Source organism: Flavobacterium koreense, assembly GCF_054776075.1.
Window position 1 is genome coordinate 150,102 of sequence record NZ_BAAHCF010000042.1, and the last position, 23,029, is coordinate 173,130.

24 protein-coding genes are annotated in these 23,029 nt (G+C 30.7%); 9 read left to right on the forward strand and 15 right to left on the reverse strand.

Features of this window, described 5'->3' with window-relative positions; genetic code table 11:
- Nucleotides 1–11 precede the first annotated feature (11 nt).
- The 5 genes from ACYU7A_RS14125 (at nt 12) to ACYU7A_RS14145 (ending at nt 4,233) form a co-directional block, all read left to right on the forward strand.
- Nucleotides 12–947, forward strand: a complete 936-nt coding sequence (locus tag ACYU7A_RS14125) for a glycoside hydrolase family 17 protein (RefSeq protein ID WP_460577564.1) — start codon at nt 12–14, stop codon at nt 945–947.
- Between the two features lie 11 nt (nt 948–958).
- Nucleotides 959–2,647: a family 16 glycosylhydrolase gene (locus ACYU7A_RS14130; RefSeq protein ID WP_460577566.1), complete on the forward strand. Its 1,689-nt coding sequence runs from the start codon at nt 959–961 to the stop codon at nt 2,645–2,647.
- Between the two features lie 266 nt (nt 2,648–2,913).
- On the forward strand, nt 2,914–3,498 hold the full coding sequence (locus tag ACYU7A_RS14135; RefSeq protein WP_345092587.1) for an RNA polymerase sigma factor: 585 nt from the start codon (nt 2,914–2,916) through the stop codon (nt 3,496–3,498).
- A 50-nt stretch (nt 3,499–3,548) separates the two neighbouring features.
- On the forward strand, nt 3,549–3,692 hold the full coding sequence (locus tag ACYU7A_RS14140) for a hypothetical protein (RefSeq protein WP_345092584.1): 144 nt from the start codon (nt 3,549–3,551) through the stop codon (nt 3,690–3,692).
- Between the two features lie 58 nt (nt 3,693–3,750).
- A complete protein-coding gene (locus ACYU7A_RS14145; protein WP_460577569.1) occupies nt 3,751–4,233 on the forward strand; it encodes a hypothetical protein in 483 nt (160 codons plus the stop codon).
- A gap of 2 nt (nt 4,234–4,235) precedes the next feature.
- Here ACYU7A_RS14145 and ACYU7A_RS14150 read toward each other — a convergent pair whose 3' ends face one another.
- Nucleotides 4,236–4,880: an endonuclease III domain-containing protein gene (locus ACYU7A_RS14150; RefSeq protein WP_460577571.1), complete on the reverse strand. Its 645-nt coding sequence runs from the start codon at nt 4,878–4,880 to the stop codon at nt 4,236–4,238.
- Nucleotides 4,881–4,984: 104 nt separating this feature from the next.
- On the opposite strand from ACYU7A_RS14150, the gene bcp reads away from it, so the two are divergent.
- Nucleotides 4,985–5,437, forward strand: coding sequence for a thioredoxin-dependent thiol peroxidase (gene bcp / locus ACYU7A_RS14155; RefSeq protein WP_460577573.1), 453 nt, complete (start codon nt 4,985–4,987; stop codon nt 5,435–5,437).
- Nucleotides 5,438–5,474: 37 nt separating this feature from the next.
- On the opposite strand, the gene ACYU7A_RS14160 is transcribed toward bcp, so the two are convergent.
- From ACYU7A_RS14160 to ACYU7A_RS14175, 4 genes are all read right to left on the reverse strand, one after another.
- Nucleotides 5,475–5,678 carry a helix-turn-helix domain-containing protein gene (locus ACYU7A_RS14160; RefSeq protein WP_460577575.1) on the reverse strand — a complete coding sequence of 68 codons (204 nt, stop codon included), beginning with the start codon at nt 5,676–5,678 and terminating at the stop codon, nt 5,475–5,477.
- 3 nt (nt 5,679–5,681) lie between these two features.
- Nucleotides 5,682–6,236 (reverse strand): hypothetical protein, encoded by a 555-nt coding sequence (locus ACYU7A_RS14165; RefSeq protein ID WP_460577577.1) that lies wholly within the window; start codon nt 6,234–6,236, stop codon nt 5,682–5,684.
- 158 nt (nt 6,237–6,394) lie between these two features.
- Entirely contained in the window at nt 6,395–7,855 is a 1,461-nt protein-coding gene (locus ACYU7A_RS14170; protein ID WP_460577579.1) for an NHL repeat-containing protein, read from the reverse strand.
- A 76-nt stretch (nt 7,856–7,931) separates the two neighbouring features.
- Complete coding sequence (locus ACYU7A_RS14175; protein ID WP_460577581.1) at nt 7,932–9,395, reverse strand: TonB-dependent receptor; 1,464 nt, start codon at nt 9,393–9,395, stop codon at nt 7,932–7,934.
- Between the two features lie 124 nt (nt 9,396–9,519).
- Here ACYU7A_RS14175 and ACYU7A_RS14180 point away from each other — a divergent pair, with 124 nt between their 5' ends.
- Genes ACYU7A_RS14180 through ACYU7A_RS14190 form a run of 3 tightly spaced genes read left to right on the forward strand, consistent with a single transcriptional unit; the run spans nt 9,520 to nt 11,276 of the window.
- Nucleotides 9,520–10,284, forward strand: a complete 765-nt coding sequence (locus tag ACYU7A_RS14180; RefSeq protein WP_460577583.1) for an MBL fold metallo-hydrolase — start codon at nt 9,520–9,522, stop codon at nt 10,282–10,284.
- A gap of 1 nt (nt 10,285) precedes the next feature.
- The gene (locus tag ACYU7A_RS14185; protein WP_298302252.1) at nt 10,286–10,777 is read left to right on the forward strand and encodes a hypothetical protein; all 492 of its coding nucleotides are present in this window, start codon (nt 10,286–10,288) and stop codon (nt 10,775–10,777) included.
- A 10-nt stretch (nt 10,778–10,787) separates the two neighbouring features.
- A complete protein-coding gene (locus ACYU7A_RS14190; RefSeq protein WP_460577585.1) occupies nt 10,788–11,276 on the forward strand; it encodes a hypothetical protein in 489 nt (162 codons plus the stop codon).
- Nucleotides 11,277–11,329: 53 nt separating this feature from the next.
- On the opposite strand, the gene ACYU7A_RS14195 is transcribed toward ACYU7A_RS14190, so the two are convergent.
- The 10 genes from ACYU7A_RS14195 to gloA2 all read right to left on the reverse strand — a co-directional run bounded on the left by ACYU7A_RS14195 (nt 11,330) and on the right by gloA2 (nt 22,981).
- Complete coding sequence (locus tag ACYU7A_RS14195; protein ID WP_460577587.1) at nt 11,330–11,971, reverse strand: alpha/beta hydrolase; 642 nt, start codon at nt 11,969–11,971, stop codon at nt 11,330–11,332.
- Nucleotides 11,972–11,980: 9 nt separating this feature from the next.
- The gene (locus ACYU7A_RS14200; RefSeq protein WP_396143984.1) at nt 11,981–12,307 is read right to left on the reverse strand and encodes a hypothetical protein; all 327 of its coding nucleotides are present in this window, start codon (nt 12,305–12,307) and stop codon (nt 11,981–11,983) included.
- Nucleotides 12,307–13,560 (reverse strand): dihydroorotase, encoded by a 1,254-nt coding sequence (locus ACYU7A_RS14205; protein WP_460577590.1) that lies wholly within the window; start codon nt 13,558–13,560, stop codon nt 12,307–12,309. Before ACYU7A_RS14205 ends, ACYU7A_RS14200 begins: the two co-directional genes overlap by 1 nt.
- Nucleotides 13,557–15,485, reverse strand: coding sequence for a BatA domain-containing protein (locus tag ACYU7A_RS14210; RefSeq protein WP_460577592.1), 1,929 nt, complete (start codon nt 15,483–15,485; stop codon nt 13,557–13,559). The genes ACYU7A_RS14205 and ACYU7A_RS14210 overlap by 4 nt, the downstream gene beginning before the upstream one ends.
- A 149-nt stretch (nt 15,486–15,634) precedes the next feature.
- Nucleotides 15,635–16,978 carry a DEAD/DEAH box helicase gene (locus ACYU7A_RS14215; RefSeq protein ID WP_460577594.1) on the reverse strand — a complete coding sequence of 448 codons (1,344 nt, stop codon included), beginning with the start codon at nt 16,976–16,978 and terminating at the stop codon, nt 15,635–15,637.
- A 67-nt stretch (nt 16,979–17,045) separates the two neighbouring features.
- On the reverse strand, nt 17,046–18,803 hold the full coding sequence (locus ACYU7A_RS14220; RefSeq protein ID WP_460577596.1) for a WG repeat-containing protein: 1,758 nt from the start codon (nt 18,801–18,803) through the stop codon (nt 17,046–17,048).
- Between the two features lie 76 nt (nt 18,804–18,879).
- Nucleotides 18,880–20,661: a BamA/TamA family outer membrane protein gene (locus ACYU7A_RS14225; protein WP_460577598.1), complete on the reverse strand. Its 1,782-nt coding sequence runs from the start codon at nt 20,659–20,661 to the stop codon at nt 18,880–18,882.
- Between the two features lie 185 nt (nt 20,662–20,846).
- Entirely contained in the window at nt 20,847–21,905 is a 1,059-nt protein-coding gene (locus ACYU7A_RS14230) for a nucleoid-associated protein (RefSeq protein ID WP_344816113.1), read from the reverse strand.
- 57 nt (nt 21,906–21,962) lie between these two features.
- Complete coding sequence (locus ACYU7A_RS14235; protein WP_396143978.1) at nt 21,963–22,508, reverse strand: IS1096 element passenger TnpR family protein; 546 nt, start codon at nt 22,506–22,508, stop codon at nt 21,963–21,965.
- A gap of 83 nt (nt 22,509–22,591) precedes the next feature.
- Nucleotides 22,592–22,981 (reverse strand): SMU1112c/YaeR family gloxylase I-like metalloprotein, encoded by a 390-nt coding sequence (gloA2, locus tag ACYU7A_RS14240; RefSeq protein WP_460577601.1) that lies wholly within the window; start codon nt 22,979–22,981, stop codon nt 22,592–22,594.
- Nucleotides 22,982–23,029 lie beyond the last annotated feature (48 nt).

The following is a 23,029-nucleotide window of genomic DNA, read 5'->3' on the forward strand; positions in this document are numbered from 1 at the left end:
AATTACAAATCATGTCATTTAGAGAAGGTCACTATTTTTCATTAGAAAATAATCTTAATAACAGCAATAGCAATAACACTAACAAAAGTGATTATCAGAGTTTTGATTTTTCCGAAATACCTGCAAAGAAATTAGCAGAACTTTGGAGAGAAACTTTAGAAAACGGCATGCATGGAATTTGCTTTAGCTTATACGAAGACGGACAAAAACCAGGCGATATTATTACTGCCGAACAAGTAAATCGTCGTATTCAAATTTTAAAGCCATATTCTAAATGGGTTCGTTCTTTTTCATGTATCGAAGGTAACGAACATATTCCAAGAATTGCCAAAGAAAACGGAATGCAAACTTTAGTTGGCGCTTGGCTTGGAGATGATTTAGAATTAAATGAAAAAGAAATAGAGAGTTTAATCACTTTAGCTAAAGAAGGTTGTGTAGATATAGCAGCAGTAGGAAACGAAGTAATGTACAGAGGTGATTTGACAGAAGATCAATTGTTAGAATACATTAATCGAGTAAAAGAAGCTTTACCAAATATTCCAGTAGGATACGTTGATGCTTATTACGAGTTTTCACACCGACCAAGAATTACCGAGGTTTGTGATGTTATTTTGACAAATTGTTATCCTTATTGGGAAGGTTGCCCTATCGAACATTCTTTGAATCATATGATTAGTATGTTTAATTCGGCTAAAGATGCTGGTCAAGGTAAACGAGTTATCATTACAGAAACTGGTTGGCCAAGCGAAGGAGGTTCATTAAAAGGTGCTGTAGCAACCAATGAAAACGCTATAAAATATTTTATCGAAACGCAATCGTGGTCGAAATTTAATGATATAGAAATTTTCTATTTTTCTTCGTTTGACGAATCTTGGAAAGTAGGACCAGAAGGTGCAGTTGGAGCTTATTGGGGTTTGTGGGACAAAAATGAAAAACTTAAATTTTAATAAAAATGTATATGAGAAATAAATTACAAATACTTTTACTATTGATTTTTTTTACATCAAGTTATTCTCAAGTAGATGTAGTTTATACTAATCTAGTTTGGTCGGATGAATTTGATACTAATGGTGCAGTAAATTCAACTAAATGGCATCATCAAACACAGTTGCCAGCCGGTGGAAATTGGTTTAATGGAGAAGTACAACATTACACTGATCAACTTACAAATTCCTCTGTTAATGCTGGATTTCTTAGTATTGTTGCCAAAAAAGAACCTTATACTAATCAAGGTATTACTAAGCAATACACATCGGCTCGTTTAAATTCAAAATTTGCTTTTCTTTACGGTCGAGTTGATATACGTGCCAAAGTTCCAACCAATCAAGGTACTTGGCCAGCTCTGTGGATGTTAGGCAAAAATGTAAATGAAGATGGAGCCTATTTCGATTCGCAATTTGGCACAACAGATTGGCCAGCTTGTGGTGAAATTGATATTATGGAACATGGTATTACACCATCTCAACCTACAAATTATGTTCAAAGCGCACTTCATACACCTTCTTCTTTTGGAAATACTATGAATATTGGTGGAACAATTGCAAATAATTTAGGAAATAGTTTCCATGTATATTCAATGAATTGGTCGCCTTATCAAATTACATTTTTGTTAGATGGCGTAGCTTATTATACCTACAATCCTGCAGTGAAAACACCAAGTAATTGGCCTTTTAATGCAGAACAATATTTGTTATTAAATATTGCAATGGGTGGAATTGCAGGAACAATACCTTCTAATTTTACACAAACTGCGATGGAGGTAGATTATGTTAGAGTTTATCAAAATACTTTAGTTGATACACAAGCACCAACTAATTTTACAGCTACAGTTGGAACTGTTACAAGTTCAACGATTCAATTATTATTGAATGCAAATGACAATTCAGGAAATGTTTCTTATAGTATTAATTATAGTGGTGGAACTATCAATACAGCCAATCCAGCTGGAGTTCAAAAATCGGTAATTGTTCCAAATTTGTCTCCAAATACAAATTATAGTTTTTCAATAACTGCAAGTGATTTGGCAGGAAACAACTATGTTTCAAATCCGATAGTTTTGAATGCAACAACTACAGGAGTTATTGGTTGCTCTGGAACGAGTTCAGCGGCTCAAACAAATTCTTTTTCAACCGGATATAATTATGCTTTCGAAACTTTAGGAACAGATGTAAAAATAACTTTTGAAATGTTAGACACTGACAAAGTAGGAGTAGTGGCTTTTCTTTGGAAACAAAGTCCGTTTACAGAAACTCAAATGACTAATGTTTCAGGAAATATTTTTACTAAAACAATTACAAACCAAACAATAGGTTCAACGATTACTTATGCTGTTAAGTTTGCTTATGCAAATGGTTTTTCAGTTACAACTTATTACAATTATGTGGTTGGAAGCAATTGCGCTTTAGAAGTAGCCTCAATTCAAGATACTGTTGATTTTTCTTTCTTAAATCCTGTTAAAGAATACGTCAACATAAATTCTGAATCTAAAATTGATAAAGTAGAAATTTATAATATGGTTGGAACTTTAGTCTTAGAAACAAAAGAGGATACTAATAAAGTTGATATAAAAAATCTTTCTCAAGGAATCTATTTAATCGCAGTTTATTCAGACGATAAAAAGAGCGTTAAAAAAATGATTGTGAAATAGATCAATAATCAATTAGATACATTTTTTTAGTTTGTTAAGACCTTACAAGAAATTCTCTTTTTGTAAGGTCTTTTTGTCGTTTTTATGCTACTTTTTCAATTTTATTGCATTTGAAATGTTAAAATTTTAAATTTTATTTGCATATTAAGAAAAGTTTATGTTACATTTGGCTATAATTTAATCAAATTTTAACAGTCGCCTATCGCAAAAAATTACTTTTAGAAAAAACATTACGATTTTTTAACCCAAAACTAAAAGGTAATTTTATGGCTACTATTCAAATCCCAGACGCTTTATTGGTAAAGAATTATATAGCCGGCGACGAGAACGCTTTGGCTGTATTAATCAACAGACATCAGTCTAAAATTTATGGATTTATTTATTCCAAAATGGCCGACCGTGATGTAGCTGACGACGTATTTCAAGATACTTTTATCAAAGTAATCAAGACTTTAAAATCTAATTCGTACAACGAAGAAGGTAAATTTTTACCTTGGGTAATGCGTATTTCACATAATCTTATTGTGGATCATTATCGTAAGAACAAAAAAATGCCAATGCTTCGCGAAACCGAAGAGTTTTCAATTTTTTCTGTTTTAACGGATACTTCAATGAATGCTGAAGGTAGAATTATTACAGAAGTTATTGAAAAAGATTTGCAAAAAATAATAAAACAACTTCCTGATGATCAGAGAGAAGTGTTGACTATGCGAATCTATCAAGACTTAAGTTTTAATGAAATTGCTGAATTAACAGGTGTTAGTATCAATACTGCTTTAGGTAGAATGCGATATGCACTAATGAACTTGAGAAAATTAATTGAAAAAAATCAAATTATTTTGACCAATTAAACAATATATGTAAAGTTATAACGTTATAGTAGTATAATTTAAATCACTCTATGGCAAAACTTTACTCTAAAAAAGCATTAGCAAACACTAAAATGTTACCAAAAAAAGAAACAATTAATTTCATACTTAATTATTCAAAAGCTTTGAAAATGGTCAAAGTTGGCAACATGAACTTCGAACTCCTTGCTAATTAACATATCGCGTCTAGTTTTATTTAATTGGACGCGATATTTTTTTAAACCAATTTTTTAAATGATTTTATCAATTAAATCTGAAAATTTTAATGGGATTTTACTTTTTTGTCTGATTCTAATCAGTAGTGTTTCCTTTTCTCAAACTAATGTCATTACATTAGAAAAAATAAAATCTCAAAGACAAATTCACATTAAAGAAAATAAACGAATTAAAGTAGTTACTACAGATGGAACAAAATATGTGGGTAAATTTTCTGTAGTTGATGAAAGAACTATAAAAATTCGAGAAACTTTAATTGATTTAGATTCTATTGCAACAATCCAAAAAAAGTCTATTTTTTACACTATTATTAGACCACTTCTTATTACTGAAGGTTCTGCATTAGTTTTTATAGGTGTAGTTGGAGCTGCAGCTGGAGGTTATGGATTTGCTTTTGCACTTACGCTTTTACCTATTGGAACTCCTATGGTTCTATTACCATTATTAGAATCAAAACATAAGAATAAAGAATGGAGTTACAAAATTGAAAAGATTGATTAAGCCTACTTTAATGCTTTCAAAACTTCTTTTCTTCCAATAGTTTTAGTAATTATATCTTTTTCAATATCCCAACCTCTTGCAGGTGAATATTCTCTTCCGTACCAAATGATTTGTAAGTGTAAATCATTCCATAAATCTTTAGGAAAAATGGCTTTGGCATCTTTTTCAGTTTGAACAACATTTTTGCCCGAAGTTAAATTCCATCGATACATTAACCTATGAATATGAGTATCCACAGGAAATGCAGGAACTCCAAATGCCTGACTCATAACAACACTAGCTGTTTTGTGTCCAACTGCAGGAAGTGCTTCTAATGCCTCAAAACTCTGCGGAACTTCTCCATTATATTTGTCAATTAATATGTGCGACAAACCATGAATTCCTTTCGATTTCATCGGCGACAAGCCACATGGACGAATAATTTCCTTAATTTCTTCCACACTCATTTTTATCATATCGTAGGGATTGTCTGCTTTCGCAAATAACAATGGCGTAATTTGATTCACACGAACATCAGTACATTGTGCAGAAAGCAGTACAGCAACTAACAAAGTATAAGGATCTTTATGGTCTAATGGAATCGGAATGGTTGGATAAAGTTCTTTTAACGTATTTATAACAAACGTTGCACGCTCTTTCTTGGTCATTTTTAACTAAATTTGATTTGTAAAATAAGTCAATTTCAAGGACAATTCAAATATAAAAATGTGTTGGCTGAGGTACTCGAAGTCAACTTTTAAAGAAAAAAACAATGACAACACTTAAAAAAGGAGACAAAGCTCCAAGTTTTTCAGGTAAAGACCAAGATGGAAACCTACATTCATTAGCAGATTATAGAGGAAAAAAATTAGTAGTTTTCTTTTATCCAAAAGCCAATACGCCAGGATGTACTGCAGAAGCTTGTGATTTAAGAGATAATTTTGAACGTTTTCAAGCAAATAATTATGCCTTATTGGGAGTAAGTGCTGATAGTGAAAAAGCACAATTAAAATTCAAAGAAAAATTTGATTTTCCATTTCCATTACTTGCTGATGAGGACAAATCGGTGATTGAAGCGTTTGGCGTTTGGGGTCCAAAAAAGTTTATGGGAAAAGAATACGATGGAATTCACAGAACGACTTTCGTAATAGACGAAAATGGAGTAATCGATGAGGTTATTACTGACGTAAAAACTAAAGTTCACGCTTCACAGATTCTGAAATAAAACAAAAAACCTCGTTAGTTAGTAACGAGGTTTTTTTCTAATCTTTATATTCTAGCAAATCGGCTGGTTGACAGTCTAATGCTTTACAAATGGCTTCTAGCGTACTAAAACGAACCGCTTTGGCTTTTCCAGTTTTGAGTATTGATAGATTGGCTAAGGTCAAATCAACTTTTTCTGAAAGTTCATTTAATGACATTTTTCTTTTAGCCATCATTACGTCGAGGTTTACAATTATTGGCATAGCTTATACAGTTAGTTCGTTTTCTTCTTGAATTTCGATTCCTCTTTTAAAAATTTGAGCAATTATAAATAAGACAACGCTCATAAATAACCATACTCCAGCGCCATCTATTTTAAGTAAATTACTATCTGGCATAATAACACCTTTACTTTCAAACCATTCTGCATAGTTCACAGCCCAACTTGAGAATAACCCAATTCCAAAAGTCAAAAAAGCCAAAGTGAAAATGAATTTTCTAACTTCATTACTAAAAGGTTGTAAAAGATTTAATTTTTTGTCGTGTATTAATTTTATAATTAGATAAAACATAATTGCTTTCATAATGCCTACAATAGACATTAGAAAAGTTTCTACTAAAAAATAGCCAGGATCAAATTGAAAGAGCGAAGACAAATCTAAGCCACTCCAAAAGTTTTGAGCAATAACTGGATTAAAGAAGAATGCATATATCGCATTAGATAAAACACCTCCAGTGTCTATGCAAATTCCAACAAAGATAAGCCAAGATAAAATGTATAAAACATTTAGTATTTGCTTAGTAGTAATTTTGATTTCCATAATTGTTTGTTTTAAAATTATGGTACAAATATAATAAATAATTATTGATAAACAATAAATATTTATTTTTTAACATTTTATTTTTGTTGTTTTGTAAATGTTGTAAAATGGAAATTAATTCCAAGCTAGTCATTTATTGACAAATTAGCTTTTTAGAGCTATTGTTTTATGATTTTAGTTGTAAATTTTTTTATTTCGTTTTTGAATTCTACTACTAAAATGTATATACCTTTTGAAATTTTTGAAGTATTTATATTCTTTTCTTTTGTTTCAATAATTATTTTTCCATCTGTTCCAATGATTAAAACATTTTTTATTTCTTTATCAGTAGTTATGTTTAAGATTTCATTAATTGGATTATTTATCTTCAGTTTAGTATTTTCAAAATCTACAGTTGATAAATTTTGGTCTACATATCGCATTAAATAAAGTCTTTTTGTTGTCCCGTTTAAATATTCACCTGATACTAATATTTTTCCATCTGATTGAATATTTATACTTTCACAAACTTCTTGAATACTATTAGTATTTTCTATTTTATATCCATTTCCATTGAAGTTAGTATCTAAAGTACCATTTTCATTATACTTTAGCATAATTAAGTTGTCGAGAGCATTTGAAACTATAGTTGTGCCTCCAAAATAATATTTGTTATTATTATAGGTTGTTGGTACTATTAATGTTTGGAAATTATTGAAACTAATAAATCCATTTGAACCAAAACTTGTATCTATTTGTCCGTTAGTATCTAATCTAAAAGCATCAAATAAAAAGGCTGGATTGCTATTGAAGTTAAGTTTCTCAATCAAAAATCTTCCAACATTATCTTGTTCGATATATTTACTTTCAAAATTAGAATAAGGTAAATTAATAACCATATTGCCATTAGTTCCAAAAGTATTATCCAATGTTCCATTTAGGTTAAATTTTTCTATAGTATAACTATTTGAACTGAATTTAAATCCGATTATTTTGTTATCATTACTAATGAAAATATATTTAGAAATTATATTTGAAACAATTCCATTAATACCAAAAGTATTATCTGTTGTTCCATTTGGTAATAATTTTTTTAGAAAAGAATTTGGATTTTGAAAGTATCTAACAATAACACTTCCATCACTTAAAAGTATTAAATTATTATTTGAAAAACTTGTATCACTTTCCCACGGAAAAATGTTAGTTCCAATTTCAACTTCACCATTTATTCCGTAAGTATTGTCAATAATTCCATTTTCTGAATACTTAATTACTTTAACTGGATTATATCCTCCATAAACTAAAATAGAATTATCATTTAATATTTTTGTTGAAATCTGATAATTACCTTGCATATTTGGTAAAACAAATCCATTTACACCAAAACTTGTATCAATAGTTCCGTTGGAGTTTATCCGAGTAATAAATACTTCATTGTTGTTTGTTCCGTTAATTTTTGTACTAATAAAAATAATTTTCCCATTTGTTAGTAAAATACTTTTTGAAATATCATTTCCTGAACTATTAAAAGGCATTTCTGTTATTCCATTTGTACCAAATGAGGTATCAATTATAACATTTTGAGCTTTTGAAGGAGCAAAAAATAATAAGAAGACTAGACATAAATTAATTTTTTTCATAAAACCTATTAATATTTTTTTCAAATGAATGCCAAATATAAAAAAAATCCCCAATTAAGTATTGAGGATTTCTATATTAAGCTTCTTCAAGCACGCGATTTGGGTCGTAACCAAATAGCTTATGTTGTTTTATTAATTCGGCTGTACCTTCTGGTAACATTCTTTCCCAACCAGGAATTCCGGTGCTTATCATTCTTAAAACTTCTCTCGAGAATATTTTTAGATTTTCAGCATCGTTAACTGGTACATCAACAACTTTTCCGTTGTAAGCGAAGAATTTGTACAATTCTTTCATTCTAGGATGTACTTTCAAGTTTTGTGAAGTAATGATTTCGCCATTTTCTTCCATTGGATATAAGTACACTTTTAAATCTCTGTAGAATAATTTTCCAAAAGCTTCTAGGATTCCACCACTCAAATGTCTGTAGTATTTCTCGTCAAAAATATCAACCAAATTGTTTACTCCCATAACCAATCCCATACGAGCTTTGGTATAACTAGAGAAATATTCAACCACTTTATAATATTCTTGGAAGTTAGAAATCATTACGGTTTGACCTAAAGAGCAAAGCAATTCGGCTCTGTCCATAAAGTCACGTTCGTCAATTTCTCCTTCAGAACGTAAGTTGGAAAGAGTAATTTCAAAAATCACAAATGTATTTTCTTTTTCAACTTTATTTTCTTCAACAAACATTTCAAGAGATTTCTCATACATGTCCATATTTACCTTAGTAACCGGACGGAAACTTCCTCTTAATGCTAAAATATTTTTCTTGTAAAGAACCGCAGCCGGAAGTATGTTTTTTCCATCTGGACCAAACATCACGGCATCTGTCATTCCATTTTTAACCAATTGTAAACTCATCAAACGATTATCTACATTAGCAAAACGTGGTCCTGAGAAGTTGATAGTATCAATTTCTAATTGGTCTTTGTCTAAGTGGTCATACAAATAACGCAATAATTTTTTAGGATCATTGTATTTGTAAAAAGCACCATATATTAAATTCACACCAAGAATACCAAGGGTTTCTTGTTGCAAACGAGCATCAGTTTCTTTAAAACGAATGTGAAGTATAATTTCGTTGTATTCTTCGTCTGGTTCGATTTGGTATTTTATTCCAACCCAACCATGACCTTTAAACTGCTTAGCAAAATCAATAGTTGCCACTGTATTGGCATAACTAAAGAACATTTTGTTAGGATGTTTTTCTCTATCCAAACGTTTTTCAATTAAGTCAACTTCATGCGTAAGCATTTTTTTAAGCCTACTTTCTGTTACATAACGACCATCACCTTCAATACCATAAATGGCATCACTAAAGTCTTTATCGTAAGCCGACATTGCCTTTGCAATAGTTCCAGAAGAACCTCCAGATCTAAAAAAGTGACGAACAGTTTCTTGTCCAGCGCCAATTTCAGCGAATGTTCCATAAATATTTTCGTTCAAATTAATTCTAAGCGCTTTGTCTTTTATAGACGGAATTTGCTCAATTACTTTGTCTCCTTTTAACTTAATATCTAATCCGTTATTTCCCATAATCATTATTATACATTGCAAAGTTACTAAAACGATTGCGGTATTAAAAGATAAATAGTTCTATTTTTGTAGAAAATTAACATCTAATACTTTTTTATAAAAAGTATAACAAAAATCGTGCTAAATGAAGGTTTATTTTTTAGGAACAGGAACTTCGCAAGGTATTCCAGTAATTGGAAGTCATCATTCGGTATGTTTGAGTGACGATTTGAAAGACAAACGTTTACGTGTTTCTGTTTGGGTTCATGACGACGAAAACTCTGTAGTTATTGATTGTGGTCCCGATTTTAGACAACAAATGTTAACTTCTAAATGCACAAAAATTGATGCTATTTTATTCACGCACGAACATTCTGATCACACTGCCGGAATTGATGATATTCGTCCGTTTAATTTCCGACAAGGAGAGATTCCAATTTATGCGCATGAACGTGTAATTAAAAATCTGGAAAAAAGATTTGATTATGTATTTGAAACGGAGAATAAATATCCAGGAGCTCCATCTGTAAAAGCTATTGAGGTTTCTAATAATAAAGATTTTGTTATAGGTAATTTTAAAGTTTCACCAATCGATGCAATGCATGGAAATTTACAAGTTTTTGGTTTCAGGATAAATGATTTTGCTTATTTAACCGATGTAAAAACTATAGCTTCGGAAGAAGTTGAAAAAATAAAAGGTGTGAAAGTGTTGGTTATTAATGCCTTGCGAGAAGAACCACACCATTCACATTTTAGTTTGCAAGATGCGTTAGATTTTGTAACTTTGGTACAACCTGAAAAAACCTATTTGACGCACATAAGTCATTTATTAGGTTTTCATGAAGAGGTACAAAAAAGGTTGCCAAAGAATGTTTTTTTGGCTTATGATAATTTAGAAATTTCTATATAGTATGAAAAGACAATTGTATTTGTATTTATTTATTTGTTCGGCTTTAATTGCTGCATTTACTTATATGTATTACAACAAACAAATGGCTCACGAAAAGAGCATTAGTTTATCAAATGAAAAAAGTGCGAAAGATACTATCAATCTTTTAATCAATCAGTTGAGTGATGCAGATAGTTTTTCACTTGAGAAGAATGAATACGCACAAAACTATTTTGAAGGTAAAGATGTAACTAAATTAGTTCCTCAAATTAGAGAGGCATTGTTAGCTTATAATGATAAACCTGAAGGCAATATCTATACTGGTCAAGAAAAATTAGGAGCACAAAAATTTATCATCAATAAAATAAAAATATTAAATCATCGTTGGATAATAGCCAACTATAGTGATGGAACCTATTGGGGCGATGTAATGTTGAAGTATTTCATAGATGAAACCGGAAAGGTAACTTTTCAAGTTATGGATAGCTTTATTTATCCAAAAGAAGAATATTAAATAATATCATATGATTAAAAATATAACCACTTTAGTTCTTTTGTTGATTGTTTTAGTTTCTTGCAAACAGCAAGATGATACTATTCAAGATGAGACAAAAACTCAACCAAAAGATTCAACAATAGTAGGAGCAGATCAAGATGAAAATGGATGTTTGGCATCTGCTGGATATACTTGGTCTAAATTGAATAAAGAATGTGTTAGAGCATTCACAGGAATTCAATTAAATCCTTCGGATGATATTGCTACAGAAGATGTAACGCTTTGTGCTTATGTGCTTTTTAATGATAATGGAGATAAAGCTGAAGTATTTATGCCAGACGAAAAGTCATTCATTTTAACAAGAAGTGCTGAGGGAAAACCATGGATTTTTGAAGATTATCAATTGGTTCCATGGAAAGGTTATGTTCTTAAAAAAGCAGGTGTAACTATTTATTCTGGTGATGGTGAAATTGGAAATAAAGTTACCGGAAGCGATAATCCAGAAGAAGGTGAATAAATATTACTATAGATTTAAATAAAAAATGGCTCGTTATTAATGAGCCATTTTTTTTATCTGTTTTGTAACCAATTTTTAAAATCGAAGAAATTTTGTGGTGCAACACCATGTCCAACAGGATATTCTTTATACACAATATCAATTCCAAGTTCTTTAAGTTTTGGAATTGAATTTCTTGCCCAATCCACAGGAACTACCTGATCTACTGAACCATGAGAAGCAAATATTTTTAACTTAGATAAATCATTTTCTTTGAAATTTTCAATAGCAATTTCTTCATTAAAATAACCACTCATTGCAACGACACGTTGTACTTTTTGAGGATAAGAAACAGCGATGGAATAACTCAAAATGCAACCTTGACTAAATCCAATAAGTGTTACATCATTGGCATCAATAGCATAATTTGCAACTAATTCATCTATAAATGTTGCTATCAAATCTCTAGATTGTTGTGCCTGACCGATGTCTGAAAATTTGTTTTCATCGGCATCAAAGTTAATAGCATACCAAGCATAACTTCCATACATCATATCGTAAGGAGCACGAGCAGAAACTATATAGTATTCCTCTGGTAATTCTGATGCAAAAGAGAATAAATCTTCCTCGTTACTTCCATATCCATGAAGTAAAAGCAGTAATGGATTTTTGTCTTTTTTTATTTTGGGTTCACGAACTAAGTGATGTAATGTCATTATATAAAATTAAATATTTTTAAACCATTTTTGAAACAATCCACCCAGTAATGGTAATTTGATGGTTTCACCGCGAGCAGCTGTAAAAATTCCATAAATCGTTAATACAGAAATAAAAATCCACATTGGTGCTGCAACCATAATGCTTTCAAAATGACTTATTGAAATACCTAAAACTACAAATGTTAAGGTCAACCCTAATCCTTGTCTAATATGAAACGAAGCAAACGGATTTTTGTTTTCCGAATTCATTGACAGTGCAATTAAAACACCAATTATCAGAATGTAACTAGTGATTGCAGTTGATTTTCCTTCATCAATTGTTTTCTTGTCCATTAAGCTAAAACTAATTTATTGTTGTTGTAAATTCCAATTACTTTTCCTTTCATTTTTGTTCCAAGAAAAGCACTGTTTTTTGATTTTGATAAAATATGCTCTTTAGTAAAAATCCATTCAGTATCTGTAGTGAATAAAGTGATATTGGCTTTGTTTCCTTCAGCAATTTCTGTTTGATTTAGATTAAAAATAGTACTACTTGAAGTAAGTTTTTCTACTATTTTTTCTAATGGTAAAACGGTTAACAATGCTCCAAAAGCACTTTCTAAACCAATAGTTCCGTTTTTAGCCAAATCAAATTCCATCTTTTTGTGTTCAATATCCATCGGATTGTGGTCGGATGTTATCGTATCTATGGTATTATCTAAAATTCCAGAAATTAAAGCGATTCTATCATTGTCTGTTCGCAATGGTGGTGCAACTTTAAATCGAGTATCAAATCCTTCCAATTTTTCATCAGTTAAAACCAAATTATGAACGGCAACACTACAGGTAACTTTTAGTCCTTTTGCTTTAGCATTTCGAATAAGTTCTACCGATTTTGCAGTTGAAATGGTTGGAATATGTAATTTTCCACCGGTATATTCAAGTAAAAACAAGTTTCGAGCAACTATCAATTCTTCTGCAAGATTTGGAATTCCTTTTAAACCTAATCTAGTTGATACAATTCCTTCGTTTACAACGCCACTTCCTTTTATTTTTTCATCTTGACAAAAAGCGATTACCAAGCTGTCAAAATCTTGAACGTATTGCAATCCAATTTTAAGCAAATTGGCATTAGACAAACTTTTCCCATAATCACCAAAGGCAATCGCTCCAGCATTTTTCATGTCATAAAGTTCGGCTAAATCGGTTCCTTCGCTATTTTTTGTTAAAGCACCAATCGGAAATAAATCTGTCGCAGTATCGTTAGCTTTTTGTTTTACAAATAAAATCTGAGATTGATTGTCAAGAATTGGAGCAGAATTTGGTTGAAGCGCTACAGCAGTAAAACCACTTTTTGCTGCTACATTCAATCCGTTAGCAATAGTTTCTCTATCTTCAAAACCTGGTTCTCCAAAAGAAACACTACTATCAAACCATCCTTGAGAAAGATGTAAATTAGATTGTTTTATTTCTTGATAATCATCTGAAGGCGAGAGGTTGGTTCCTATTTTTTCTAGGATTCCATCATTGATTTTTACATCAACTACCTGATTGTGAAACGGACTTTTTGAGTCGATAATCTTGGCTTCTCTGATTATGATTTTCATTTTACAAATTTTTGAATTAAAACTTCCAACGTGATGAATAGCAAAGCTAAAATAACAAACCATTTCCAAAGCTGATTATCGGCTCGATTGGCTTGTAGCGTATCAAATATTGCATCTACATTGCTTATCTCCTTGTAATCACTTACAGCATCTGGATTAGCGTTAGCTAAATTACTTTCGGTTCTATTATAATTAAAACTTAAATTTTCTATGGATTTGGCGGAATTATAAATCTCAAAGTTTCCAGCTTCTTTCGGATTATCATTGAAAGTCAACTTTACTTTGTCATTTAATATTTGTTGCACCGGAATAAAACTTTCTGTACCGTTTTTAATGTTAACGATTTCGTCTTTGCTTAATGAAGTCTGAGCAATAAATGGTTTGTTATCTCCAATTACTATAGCATTAATTCCAGCTTTCTGAGGGTTTTGTCCCATGTTATAAAATGTTGGAACAATAATAGGAGAATTCTGAAAATTACTATTGATTTTGTTAATTGGAGCAGCAAAAACATAAACAGAAGAAATACTATTTTGAATAGCACTCAAAAAGGAAGTTTGATCACTATAGCCCAAAACAATAGGAGCAGAATTGCTTATTTCAAAAGAGTTTTTTGTATTTGGATATTGAAAGTTGTCAACTTTTTTCTCAAAAACACTACTGAATAAGGGATGACTAAAATTAATTTTTGTAACCATTTTTTCCTTATTAGACAAAGCTTTAAACTGAACGCCACCAAAATTGGATAAAAAACCATTTAAGTTGGTTGTGCTGCTTTCTTCATTTGGAATTAAAACTACATTGCCGCCTTTTTCTACAAATGATTTTAATGTGGTTTGAAGTGCTTGTGGAATATCTTTCAGTTCGTTTAAAACAATGGCATCTTGTTTGTCAAGTAAATTATAATCTAATGATTGAAGTGAATAATTGATATAGTTGAATTCTTCAGGAGTATAAATTCTTGATAAAAAACTACTTTTTTCAGGTTCACCAATACTAATCACATTGCTTTTTTCAGGTTTTGAGATACTGAAGTAGTAATTGTTGTCATATTCCAAACTGTTATCAACTATAGCAACATAACCATGAAAATCTTCTTTTGGAATGGTGAAATTGATGGTTTTTGTTTTGGATTCAAAATTGACTAAAGTCTTGGCAGCCAATTTCTTTTTGTTGTACAAGGCAATTGGAATATCTTTGAAATCGTCTCCATAAGCATCTAATTTTACACCGATTTCATAAAAATTATCCATCGTTTGATTGATGTAAACACTATCAATAGCGATGTTGTCGGTTTTTTCAGCTTCTGGAATTATGAAATATAAATTTTCGTCGTCTTTGATATTTTTAACTTGATTAGGTTGTAAACCAACACCATCAGTGATTACAACAATGTCTTTGTTGAAAGCCGATTTGTGGGCTTTTATTTTGGACAAAAGATTATCCAATTGAAATGGAGAAGCACTGTATTTCAGGTTCTGAAGTTCTTTCTGAATAGATTTTATATCAGTATTCCAAAAGTTGTCAGAGCATGTTATTAAGGAGAAATTTGCATTTTCTGGTGTATGTTCTAGTAAATCTTGAACGGCACGTTTTAGCAATTCGCCTTTTTGACCTTTTGCTTGCATACTGAAAGAATTGTCAAGAACGATGTACAATTCATTAGTAGCATTTTTACTGTCTTTGGCTTTAAAAAAAGGTTGTGCAAAGGCAATTATCAAGAACGTTAATAATAACAATCTTGTAGCTAAAAGTAAATATTTTTTGATTTTAGAACTTTTTCTTGTTTGAACAACAAGTTCTTTTAAGAATTTTACGTTGGTAAAATATTCTGTTTTGAATTTTCGCAACTGAAAAAGATGCACCAGAATCGGAATGACCAATAAGAATAGGAAATAGAGAATTTCTGGATGTTTAAACTGCATTTCTATTTAGAATTTACTTCACTAAGTATAATTTTGTAGCGGAGTTCAGTGATTTCTTAATTGTCAAAAGTAACAAAAAGTTAATAGGTTTAAAAGTTTAATGGTTTAAAAGTTTCATAAAACTATCAACTATTACAGCTTGCTGAAAGTTATTTCTTCTTCTTAGCAGCTCTCTTACGTTCTACGCCACGATTTCTTGGTTCTGTTTTTCTAGGTTTTGTTTTTGCTGGTCCGCCAAGATTTACTTTTTGATTTTTCTTAGATTTTTCGTGAAAAGCATCGCCACCTTCAATTTTGGGTTTCTTTAAAAGTTGTTTTACTTTTTTTCTATCTTTTTCAAATTCTAATAATCTAACTGCAACTTCAACTACTTCTGGAAAATCTAAAAATTTGATTTCTTTTTCCATCAAGATTTCCGCTTGAATTTGAATTTCTTCTTCACTCGGACTTATAAAACTGATTGCAATTCCCGATTTATCAGCACGACCAGTTCTACCAATTCTGTGAATGTATTGTTCAGGAATTTCAGTAAATTCAAAGTTGATAACATGGGTTACATCAGATATATCTAAACCACGAGCCATTACATCGGTAGTAATAATTCCTCTTAATTCGCCAGCTTGAAACGAAGCCATGGTATTCAAACGATAATTTTGTGATTTATTAGAGTGAATTACACCAAATTGCTCAGGATGACTTTCTTCAATACTATTGGCAATTAAGTCAACAGTCTTTTTATTGTTGGCAAAAATTAAAACTCTTGAAGTACTTTCGTCAGTATCTAAAAGATGATTTAATAGATTTAGTTTGGTTAAAAAATTAGGTGCATAGTAACCCAGTTGTTCGATTTTTTCTAATGGAGTTCCTGAAGCTGCAAGTGAAACTTCTTCTGGTAATTCAAAATATTCGTCAAGCATGGCATCTACTTCATCAGTCATGGTTGCAGAAAACAAGATGTTTTGACGTTTGTTTTTCATCATCGTTAATAATGAAGTCACTTGGGTTCTAAAACCTAAATTTAAGATTTCATCAAATTCATCAATGACTAATTTTTGCAATGAATCAAAACGGATTACGTTGTCTAGACCCAAATCCATAGTTCTTCCTGGAGTTCCAACAAGAATATCGATTCCTTCGTAAACGGCTTTTTTCTGTGTGTTGATGTTAACGCCACCATAAATACCAAGCGTTCGCACGGACATGTATTTGGTTAAACTTTCAATAACTTCAACAATTTGAACCACCAATTCACGCGTAGGAACCAAAATCACTACACGAGCCGAATCAGTATTAACAAATTTCCATTGTTTTAAAAGAGGTAATAAATAGGCTAAGGTTTTACCTGTACCAGTTTGTGCAATTCCCATTACATCGCGTCCCGACATAATAACAGAAAACGATTTTTCTTGAATTGGAGTAGGAGTAGTCAACCCCATTTCGTCAATTGCTTTTTGTAAAGATTTAGGAAGATTAAATTGCTCAAAAGTATTCATTACGTCTAATTTTTTGCAAAGGTAGGGAATTCTTTTTTGGGAAGGAAAAGGGCTTGATATTCATTTCCTACTTTACAACCTTTCCATATTCATCAATAATAACTTCTTTTCCTCTTATATAAGCTTTTGCTGTTAGTTTTTTCTCGGCGTTGTAGTTGAAATCGGTTGGTTTTTCATAATAGAAATGGGTTATTTCTTTTCCAGAAGTATTTATATAGCCGTATCCAAAATCGAGTTTGGCAATGCAAAAACCATTTCTATAGCGGTAAATTTCATCATATTTTACAGGAGTAATTTCCTTTCCTTCTTTGTTGAGAACGCCATATTTTGTATCGATTCTAACACGATAAAATCCGTAATCAATCGTTTCAATTTCATCATATATAAAAGACGTCATAAGTTTACCATTGGCATCCAACAAACCTACTTTTCTGTTTCTATTGGTTTTATCATTGGCATCAATAAGAGTGGCTACAATGGTATTATCAACTGTAAAGTATAAATCATCATATTTACAAGGAATTACTACAATTCCTTTACTAGTAATGACTCCGTATTTTTTGTTTTTTATTAGTGTACCCAATTCGTTTCTGGATTCTTCCCAAAAAGAATCATATTCGCAAGGTAAAACTACTTTATTATTTAAATCTATCAAGCCATATTTAGTGCCTTTTTTTACAGTGAAGAGTTGATTTTTCCAATCATAAATTACATCATAATTTTTTCCAATTTCTTCAAAATCCAAATTCAAAATGTAGTGTTTGTTGCTGTCTCTATAGCCAGTAGTTCGATAATATTTGTTGTATGGATTTTGAGGCATCGAACCATATTTAAACTTCGAAATTTCATTTCCGTTTTTGTCTATGGCACCACAACCATCAGTTTTACAGGTCCAATATTTTCCAGAAGGATAGTAATTTTCAATAATGTCTTCGAGATTGCTATAAATAGGATGTGTTTTTATTTTAAAATTCGAATCAATGATTCCGTAAAGTGTTGTATACTTATCTATATTTTCAATAGCATCTTTGGTATAAAGATAAAAATCATTTTTGTATATTAAGTCCGTGTAAATGGGTTCAATTAGACTTTCTTCTTTATAATTTATCAAACCATATTTATCAGTTTTTTTAATCTTAAAAACATTCTTTTTTAGAGGAATCAACTCTTCATATTTTGGCTCTATTGCTAGTTTATCATTTTTAAACCCCCATTTTCCGTTGCGTTTTATCGTGTAGAAACAAGTTTCATCTTCTCTATCGTTTCTAGTATCAAACATTACATAAGAATTAAGGTTGTAGTTATCACCATAGCTAAGAATGGCATCATAATCAACTTCCAAAATTGGAGTACCTAAAGTATCAATTATACCAGCTTTGTTGTTTTCAGTAACATAAAAACTGTATTTCCCATAGAAAGGATAATTGGTTTTGGCTATATAGTTTGCATCTAATCTTGAGGCGTGTGATACAGTAATGCATTTTTCAGAAGGAAGGAAATCGGTTGATTTAAAAGTTTTTCCTCTCAAGTTGTATTGGTGTAAAAGTTCACCATTTTTATTTCTTAAAATAATAGTATTGTGTCCGTAATTTCTTGGTCGGATACTGCTTATTGGTTTTATCATATCTAGATGATCAATTCGAGCTTTTTCATAATTATTATAGTCGATTTCAATCATTTGAATTCCATTATAAAAATTATAATAAATGGTGTTAGGCCCTTTTTTATCTTTGTCAAATTCGAGGGAAGAAATCGTAATTTGACCATTTGAAATGTCAAAAATTAGCAACGATAAAATTGTAAATATGTAGCTTTTTAGATTCATTGAAATACTATTGATGTTGTGAAACTATAAATAATATTCAATAAATTGATTGATTTTAACAAGATATTAAAGGTGTTTATTCATAAGGTAAAACATAAGGTTGCCCAATTTGGAAGTTATTCAAGTTGATATCGGTATTTTGGAAAGTATTGGTTTTAATGATATTGCTTCCATCAATAGGAAGTGAAGGATAATAGGAAAAAGAAAATTGAAAGCTATTGAAAACCAAATAATTGTTATTGATTAAGACGCCAAGTCCTATTTGAGAATACATTTTATTGCTGAAAAATTTATGATTTCCGTTGTCTAGAAATCCGATAGTGAAATTCATAAACGGACTCAAATTGAAACCATACCAATTTCTTGGATTGTAAGATTGCGTTTGGAATGTAGTTAGAAATTTTTTCGTTCCCAAAAGTGGTGAGCTATTAAAACCCGGAATTCCGTTGACATCAATTAAGTTCAATCGGTCTTTTGGAGTATTTAATCGATTATTTCCTAAAATTAAAACTGGTCTAACAAATTGTCTGAATTTCCAACTTCCAATCGAAAATAAGTTGGTAAAGTAATTGGTTTCAATTTTGATAGTGGTTTGTTCCGTTTTTCCGTTATTAAAGAAGGAACCATATTCTATATTAGCACTAATATAACCAAAATCAAGGTAGTCACCGTAGGAAAATCTTCCACCAAAATAGGCTCTGTTTAAGTTGTTTTTATTTTCAAAACCACCAGTGAAGGAGAATACTTTTCCGTAAGGAATATCTTCAATCACACCAAAACGGAACAAGTATTTGTCTTGATAAAACTGCTGACTAGAAATTCCAATAGTTGCTAGATAGCGTTTTGATGAATTGGCGAAACGAATAGGGTCGTAGCTAAGTTCGGGTTGTTTCAAGTAAGTGGTGTTTGTAAAACCTAAAGAAGTAATCAGATTAGTAGCTCTAGAGAAATCTGAATTTCCTGCAAATATTTTACTTGAATGTGCCGCCCAAAACTCATAAGTTTTTATCTTATAATTTTGATAGGAAGTAACTAAACTAGCATTGGTCAAGAATTCGGAATAATTTTTATAATCATAATAAAAACCACCAGCCAAATGTGTTAAAGCAGAATAAAAAGGTCTTTCAATTCTAGCAGTTTTATAAGTATTGTTTAGCAAATCTGTTCTTGAGGAAACAGTTGCATTTACAAACGAATTTTTAAAATTACGAATCGTATATCTCGAGTCGTAAGCAAATGTATTATTTGTAAAACTTCGAATATAATCTAAGCTAACTTCATGTCCTAAACCAAAAAAATTACGTTCTGTAAGTTCTAGATTGGCTTTAGAATTTGAAAAAGCACCAGTTGGAATCAAACTCCAAGTATCTAAAACTCTTACAGAAATATCTATAGAATCTTGACAATTTTCTATTGCGATTGGTTTAATAACAACACTTATAACAAATCGTTGGCTCCTTATTAAACGTTCAGATTCTTTTACAAGTAAGGAATCTAATTCTTGATTTTTTTTAAAAAGCAATAAATTTCTAATGGTCCATTTTTTACTTTTGATGTGTAAAGAGTTTCCAAAACGTTCTAATTTTTTTTCTGGAAGCTCCTTTTCATTTTCAGCAGAATATCCAAAAGGATCTGTGGTTTCAATAGTAATATTTCGGATGATTCTACAATTGTATTTTTCAAATGATTTCTGAATAGGAGAGGCACCTTTTTTCTTTTGTTTTTTTGCAGCTTCTGTTTTTTTGGGTCTAAACATCAACTTATGCATCAGTTTGAAGAATTTTCTTTCTTTAGAAAAATCATCAATTTTTTTGTAAACACTATCCGATTTAGTAGGAATAGTATTTTGAGCTGACAAAATTTGACAACTAAATAGCAATATCATTAAATAAAGATAATAGCGCATTTTTCTAGGTTATTATTAAATATAACGATTTAAAACTTAAAAACTGAATGTTTAACATTTTAGTATAAAAAAATCCTCAATTGCTTTACAATTGAGGATGAATTTTTTATTTTTCACTGAACACTGAACACTGAACACTAACTCTTCTGTTCTTTATTAAAGTAAACTAAGTAGTAATACATTTGTTTTTCTTCATCCCAACCTTTTTCTACAAATTTTTCGGCACTTTCTGGATTGATAAAATCTAATTTGATCTGAATGTTAGTATCAAGATTAATAACATTTTTAATCGATTTTCTGGCATCAGAAACAGCTGCATTGGCTATTGGAAATGAAGTTACATCTTCAATACTATATTTTTCGCCTCTATCTGCTTTGTAATTTTTGAATTCTGGAATCAAATCTGGGTTGTCCATTACTTCATTTAAGAAAGCTGTTTCTTCAAAATTATCGTTTTTAGCAAAATGATTTACCGCACGATTCATAAACATAACTTCTTGTTTTTTATCTTCGGCAGGAAAAACCACTTCTTTTGCAAACTCTTGACAGAATTTTAAATACTTTTTAGTCATGAAATTTTCATCTTGAAAAGCATCCACAGCAAGGAAATGTTCTAACCAGTAGCGAGCATCATAACGATTGCTATCAACAGTCAAAATTTTATATCCTTCTTCTTTTTTGTGATTGAAGATTAAGCAACCTTTATCTAATTTGTTTAAATTAATTCCTTCTTGAAGAACCATTTCTAAATTACTATCTTTTTCTTCAAATTGAAGGAAATCAGTGCGTAACTCACTTTTAAAAACACCAATAGCATCTACAACGTTATTATCGATAGAAACATTGGTTAAATAAGTCACATAAACTTCTCCGTTTTTGATGTGCGGATGATTGGATTGTTCAAAAAGGTGATTGGTTATTTTTTTAGAAACTTCATGCACCGAACTTGGATTTGTAAAAATCTCAGTAGCTAAATTGAACATGTCGTTGTATTCCAAATCTACTTCATGTGCAAATTGAAAGTAGTTTTCTTCTTTTTCACGAAATGATTTAAAGAAATATTCCTTCAATAAAGGAACAATTTCATCGTTTAATCCGTATTGGTTTTCTGAAAGAAAAATGGCTTCGTTACGGCTTTTATTTCCAACTCTATGGATGGATAAAGATTCTATGTGGGTATTAAAAAGGTTGATCATTTATTTTTATAATTTTTGAAGTCTATTTTCTATTCTCTTTTTTCTATACTCTCAAATTTAATTCCAATTCTCCTCAAATCCATAGTCTTCAAAGCTGTCGTCACTTCCAAAAGCATCTAAATCGTCTTCATCTAAATCGTCTTCAAATTCGTTGTAGCTTTCTTCTTCCTCAAAATCAGCTTGAAAATGTTTTTCCATAGCTTCTGCAGGCATTTCACCATGAGAAAATAAAAGGTTAGGATAAACCATTCCAACTTCAACTGAATCTTCAACTGCGGCAAGTTCAACTAAGAATGTCCACATATTGATGAAATCATAAACATAAATGATTTTAGTGTTTTCAGTATCTAAAATATCATTCAGCTGATAATCACTCATAATTTTGTTCTCACCAGGAACATCGCCAGAGTCAAACATTGGGATTTCATCTTCTTGATTCCAAGTGTCGTCACAAGTGTAGAAAGATGCGACTTCTAAACCGTCAAATCCAAAAGCATTTACGATTGCATTGTGCAAATCTTCTAAAGTGTCGTTTTCAAGTATAGCAATATCTCTGAAAATATCTTCTTCTGCATCGAGAATTACTCTAAATTTATAAACCATGATTCTATTTTTTTGAAAGGTCAAAGGTAAAATATAAATTAGAAAAACGAATTACGAAATGCGAATTGTTGATAAGATTTTAGTCAAACTTCATAAAACTCTATCGGTAAATCATCTGGATCATTAGTAAAGAAAAAACGTTTGTTGGTGTATTCATCCATGCGAATTTCTTCAGCAAAAAGATTGTTTTCTAAAATATACTTTCTAGTAATCTCAATGTCATTAACTTCAAATGCTAAATGTCGTAAGCCAGAAGCTTCTGGTTGTGATACACGCTTTGGAGGATTTGGAAACGAGAATAATTCGATGCAATAATTATCATTTAATGCCAAATCTAGTTTATAGGATTCGCGTTCTTTTCGGTAAATTTCTTGAATAATTTTTAAATCTAAAATTTCAGTGTAGAAATGTTTAGAAATTTCATAATTTGAGCAAATAATGGCGATATGGTGGATTTTATTGAGCGATAGCATATAATCTTGTGAAAAGGTAAAAATAATAAATTCTGTTGATAGTTAAAT

Excerpts from the sequence above, each read along its gene's own strand:
- ACYU7A_RS14220 (WP_460577596.1), bottom strand. The coding sequence starts at position 18,803 with ATGAATCTAAAAAGCTACATATTTACAATTTTATCGTTGCTAATTTTT.
- ACYU7A_RS14135 (WP_345092587.1), top strand. The coding sequence starts at position 2,914 with ATGGCTACTATTCAAATCCCAGACGCTTTATTGGTAAAGAATTATATA.
- ACYU7A_RS14235 (WP_396143978.1), bottom strand. The coding sequence starts at position 22,508 with ATGGTTTATAAATTTAGAGTAATTCTCGATGCAGAAGAAGATATTTTC.
- ACYU7A_RS14140 (WP_345092584.1), top strand. The coding sequence starts at position 3,549 with ATGGCAAAACTTTACTCTAAAAAAGCATTAGCAAACACTAAAATGTTA.
- ACYU7A_RS14215 (WP_460577594.1), bottom strand. The coding sequence starts at position 16,978 with ATGAATACTTTTGAGCAATTTAATCTTCCTAAATCTTTACAAAAAGCA.
- bcp (WP_460577573.1), top strand. The coding sequence starts at position 4,985 with ATGACAACACTTAAAAAAGGAGACAAAGCTCCAAGTTTTTCAGGTAAA.
- ACYU7A_RS14180 (WP_460577583.1), top strand. The coding sequence starts at position 9,520 with ATGAAGGTTTATTTTTTAGGAACAGGAACTTCGCAAGGTATTCCAGTA.
- ACYU7A_RS14200 (WP_396143984.1), bottom strand. The coding sequence starts at position 12,307 with ATGGACAAGAAAACAATTGATGAAGGAAAATCAACTGCAATCACTAGT.
- gloA2 (WP_460577601.1), bottom strand. The coding sequence starts at position 22,981 with ATGCTATCGCTCAATAAAATCCACCATATCGCCATTATTTGCTCAAAT.
- ACYU7A_RS14185 (WP_298302252.1), top strand. The coding sequence starts at position 10,286 with ATGAAAAGACAATTGTATTTGTATTTATTTATTTGTTCGGCTTTAATT.
- ACYU7A_RS14165 (WP_460577577.1), bottom strand. The coding sequence starts at position 6,236 with ATGGAAATCAAAATTACTACTAAGCAAATACTAAATGTTTTATACATT.
- ACYU7A_RS14170 (WP_460577579.1), bottom strand. The coding sequence starts at position 7,855 with ATGAAAAAAATTAATTTATGTCTAGTCTTCTTATTATTTTTTGCTCCT.
- ACYU7A_RS14160 (WP_460577575.1), bottom strand. The coding sequence starts at position 5,678 with ATGCCAATAATTGTAAACCTCGACGTAATGATGGCTAAAAGAAAAATG.
- ACYU7A_RS14195 (WP_460577587.1), bottom strand. The coding sequence starts at position 11,971 with ATGACATTACATCACTTAGTTCGTGAACCCAAAATAAAAAAAGACAAA.
- ACYU7A_RS14125 (WP_460577564.1), top strand. The coding sequence starts at position 12 with ATGTCATTTAGAGAAGGTCACTATTTTTCATTAGAAAATAATCTTAAT.
- ACYU7A_RS14150 (WP_460577571.1), bottom strand. The coding sequence starts at position 4,880 with ATGACCAAGAAAGAGCGTGCAACGTTTGTTATAAATACGTTAAAAGAA.
- ACYU7A_RS14145 (WP_460577569.1), top strand. The coding sequence starts at position 3,751 with ATGATTTTATCAATTAAATCTGAAAATTTTAATGGGATTTTACTTTTT.
- ACYU7A_RS14210 (WP_460577592.1), bottom strand. The coding sequence starts at position 15,485 with ATGCAGTTTAAACATCCAGAAATTCTCTATTTCCTATTCTTATTGGTC.
- ACYU7A_RS14230 (WP_344816113.1), bottom strand. The coding sequence starts at position 21,905 with ATGATCAACCTTTTTAATACCCACATAGAATCTTTATCCATCCATAGA.
- ACYU7A_RS14190 (WP_460577585.1), top strand. The coding sequence starts at position 10,788 with ATGATTAAAAATATAACCACTTTAGTTCTTTTGTTGATTGTTTTAGTT.
- ACYU7A_RS14175 (WP_460577581.1), bottom strand. The coding sequence starts at position 9,395 with ATGGGAAATAACGGATTAGATATTAAGTTAAAAGGAGACAAAGTAATT.
- ACYU7A_RS14205 (WP_460577590.1), bottom strand. The coding sequence starts at position 13,560 with ATGAAAATCATAATCAGAGAAGCCAAGATTATCGACTCAAAAAGTCCG.
- ACYU7A_RS14130 (WP_460577566.1), top strand. The coding sequence starts at position 959 with ATGAGAAATAAATTACAAATACTTTTACTATTGATTTTTTTTACATCA.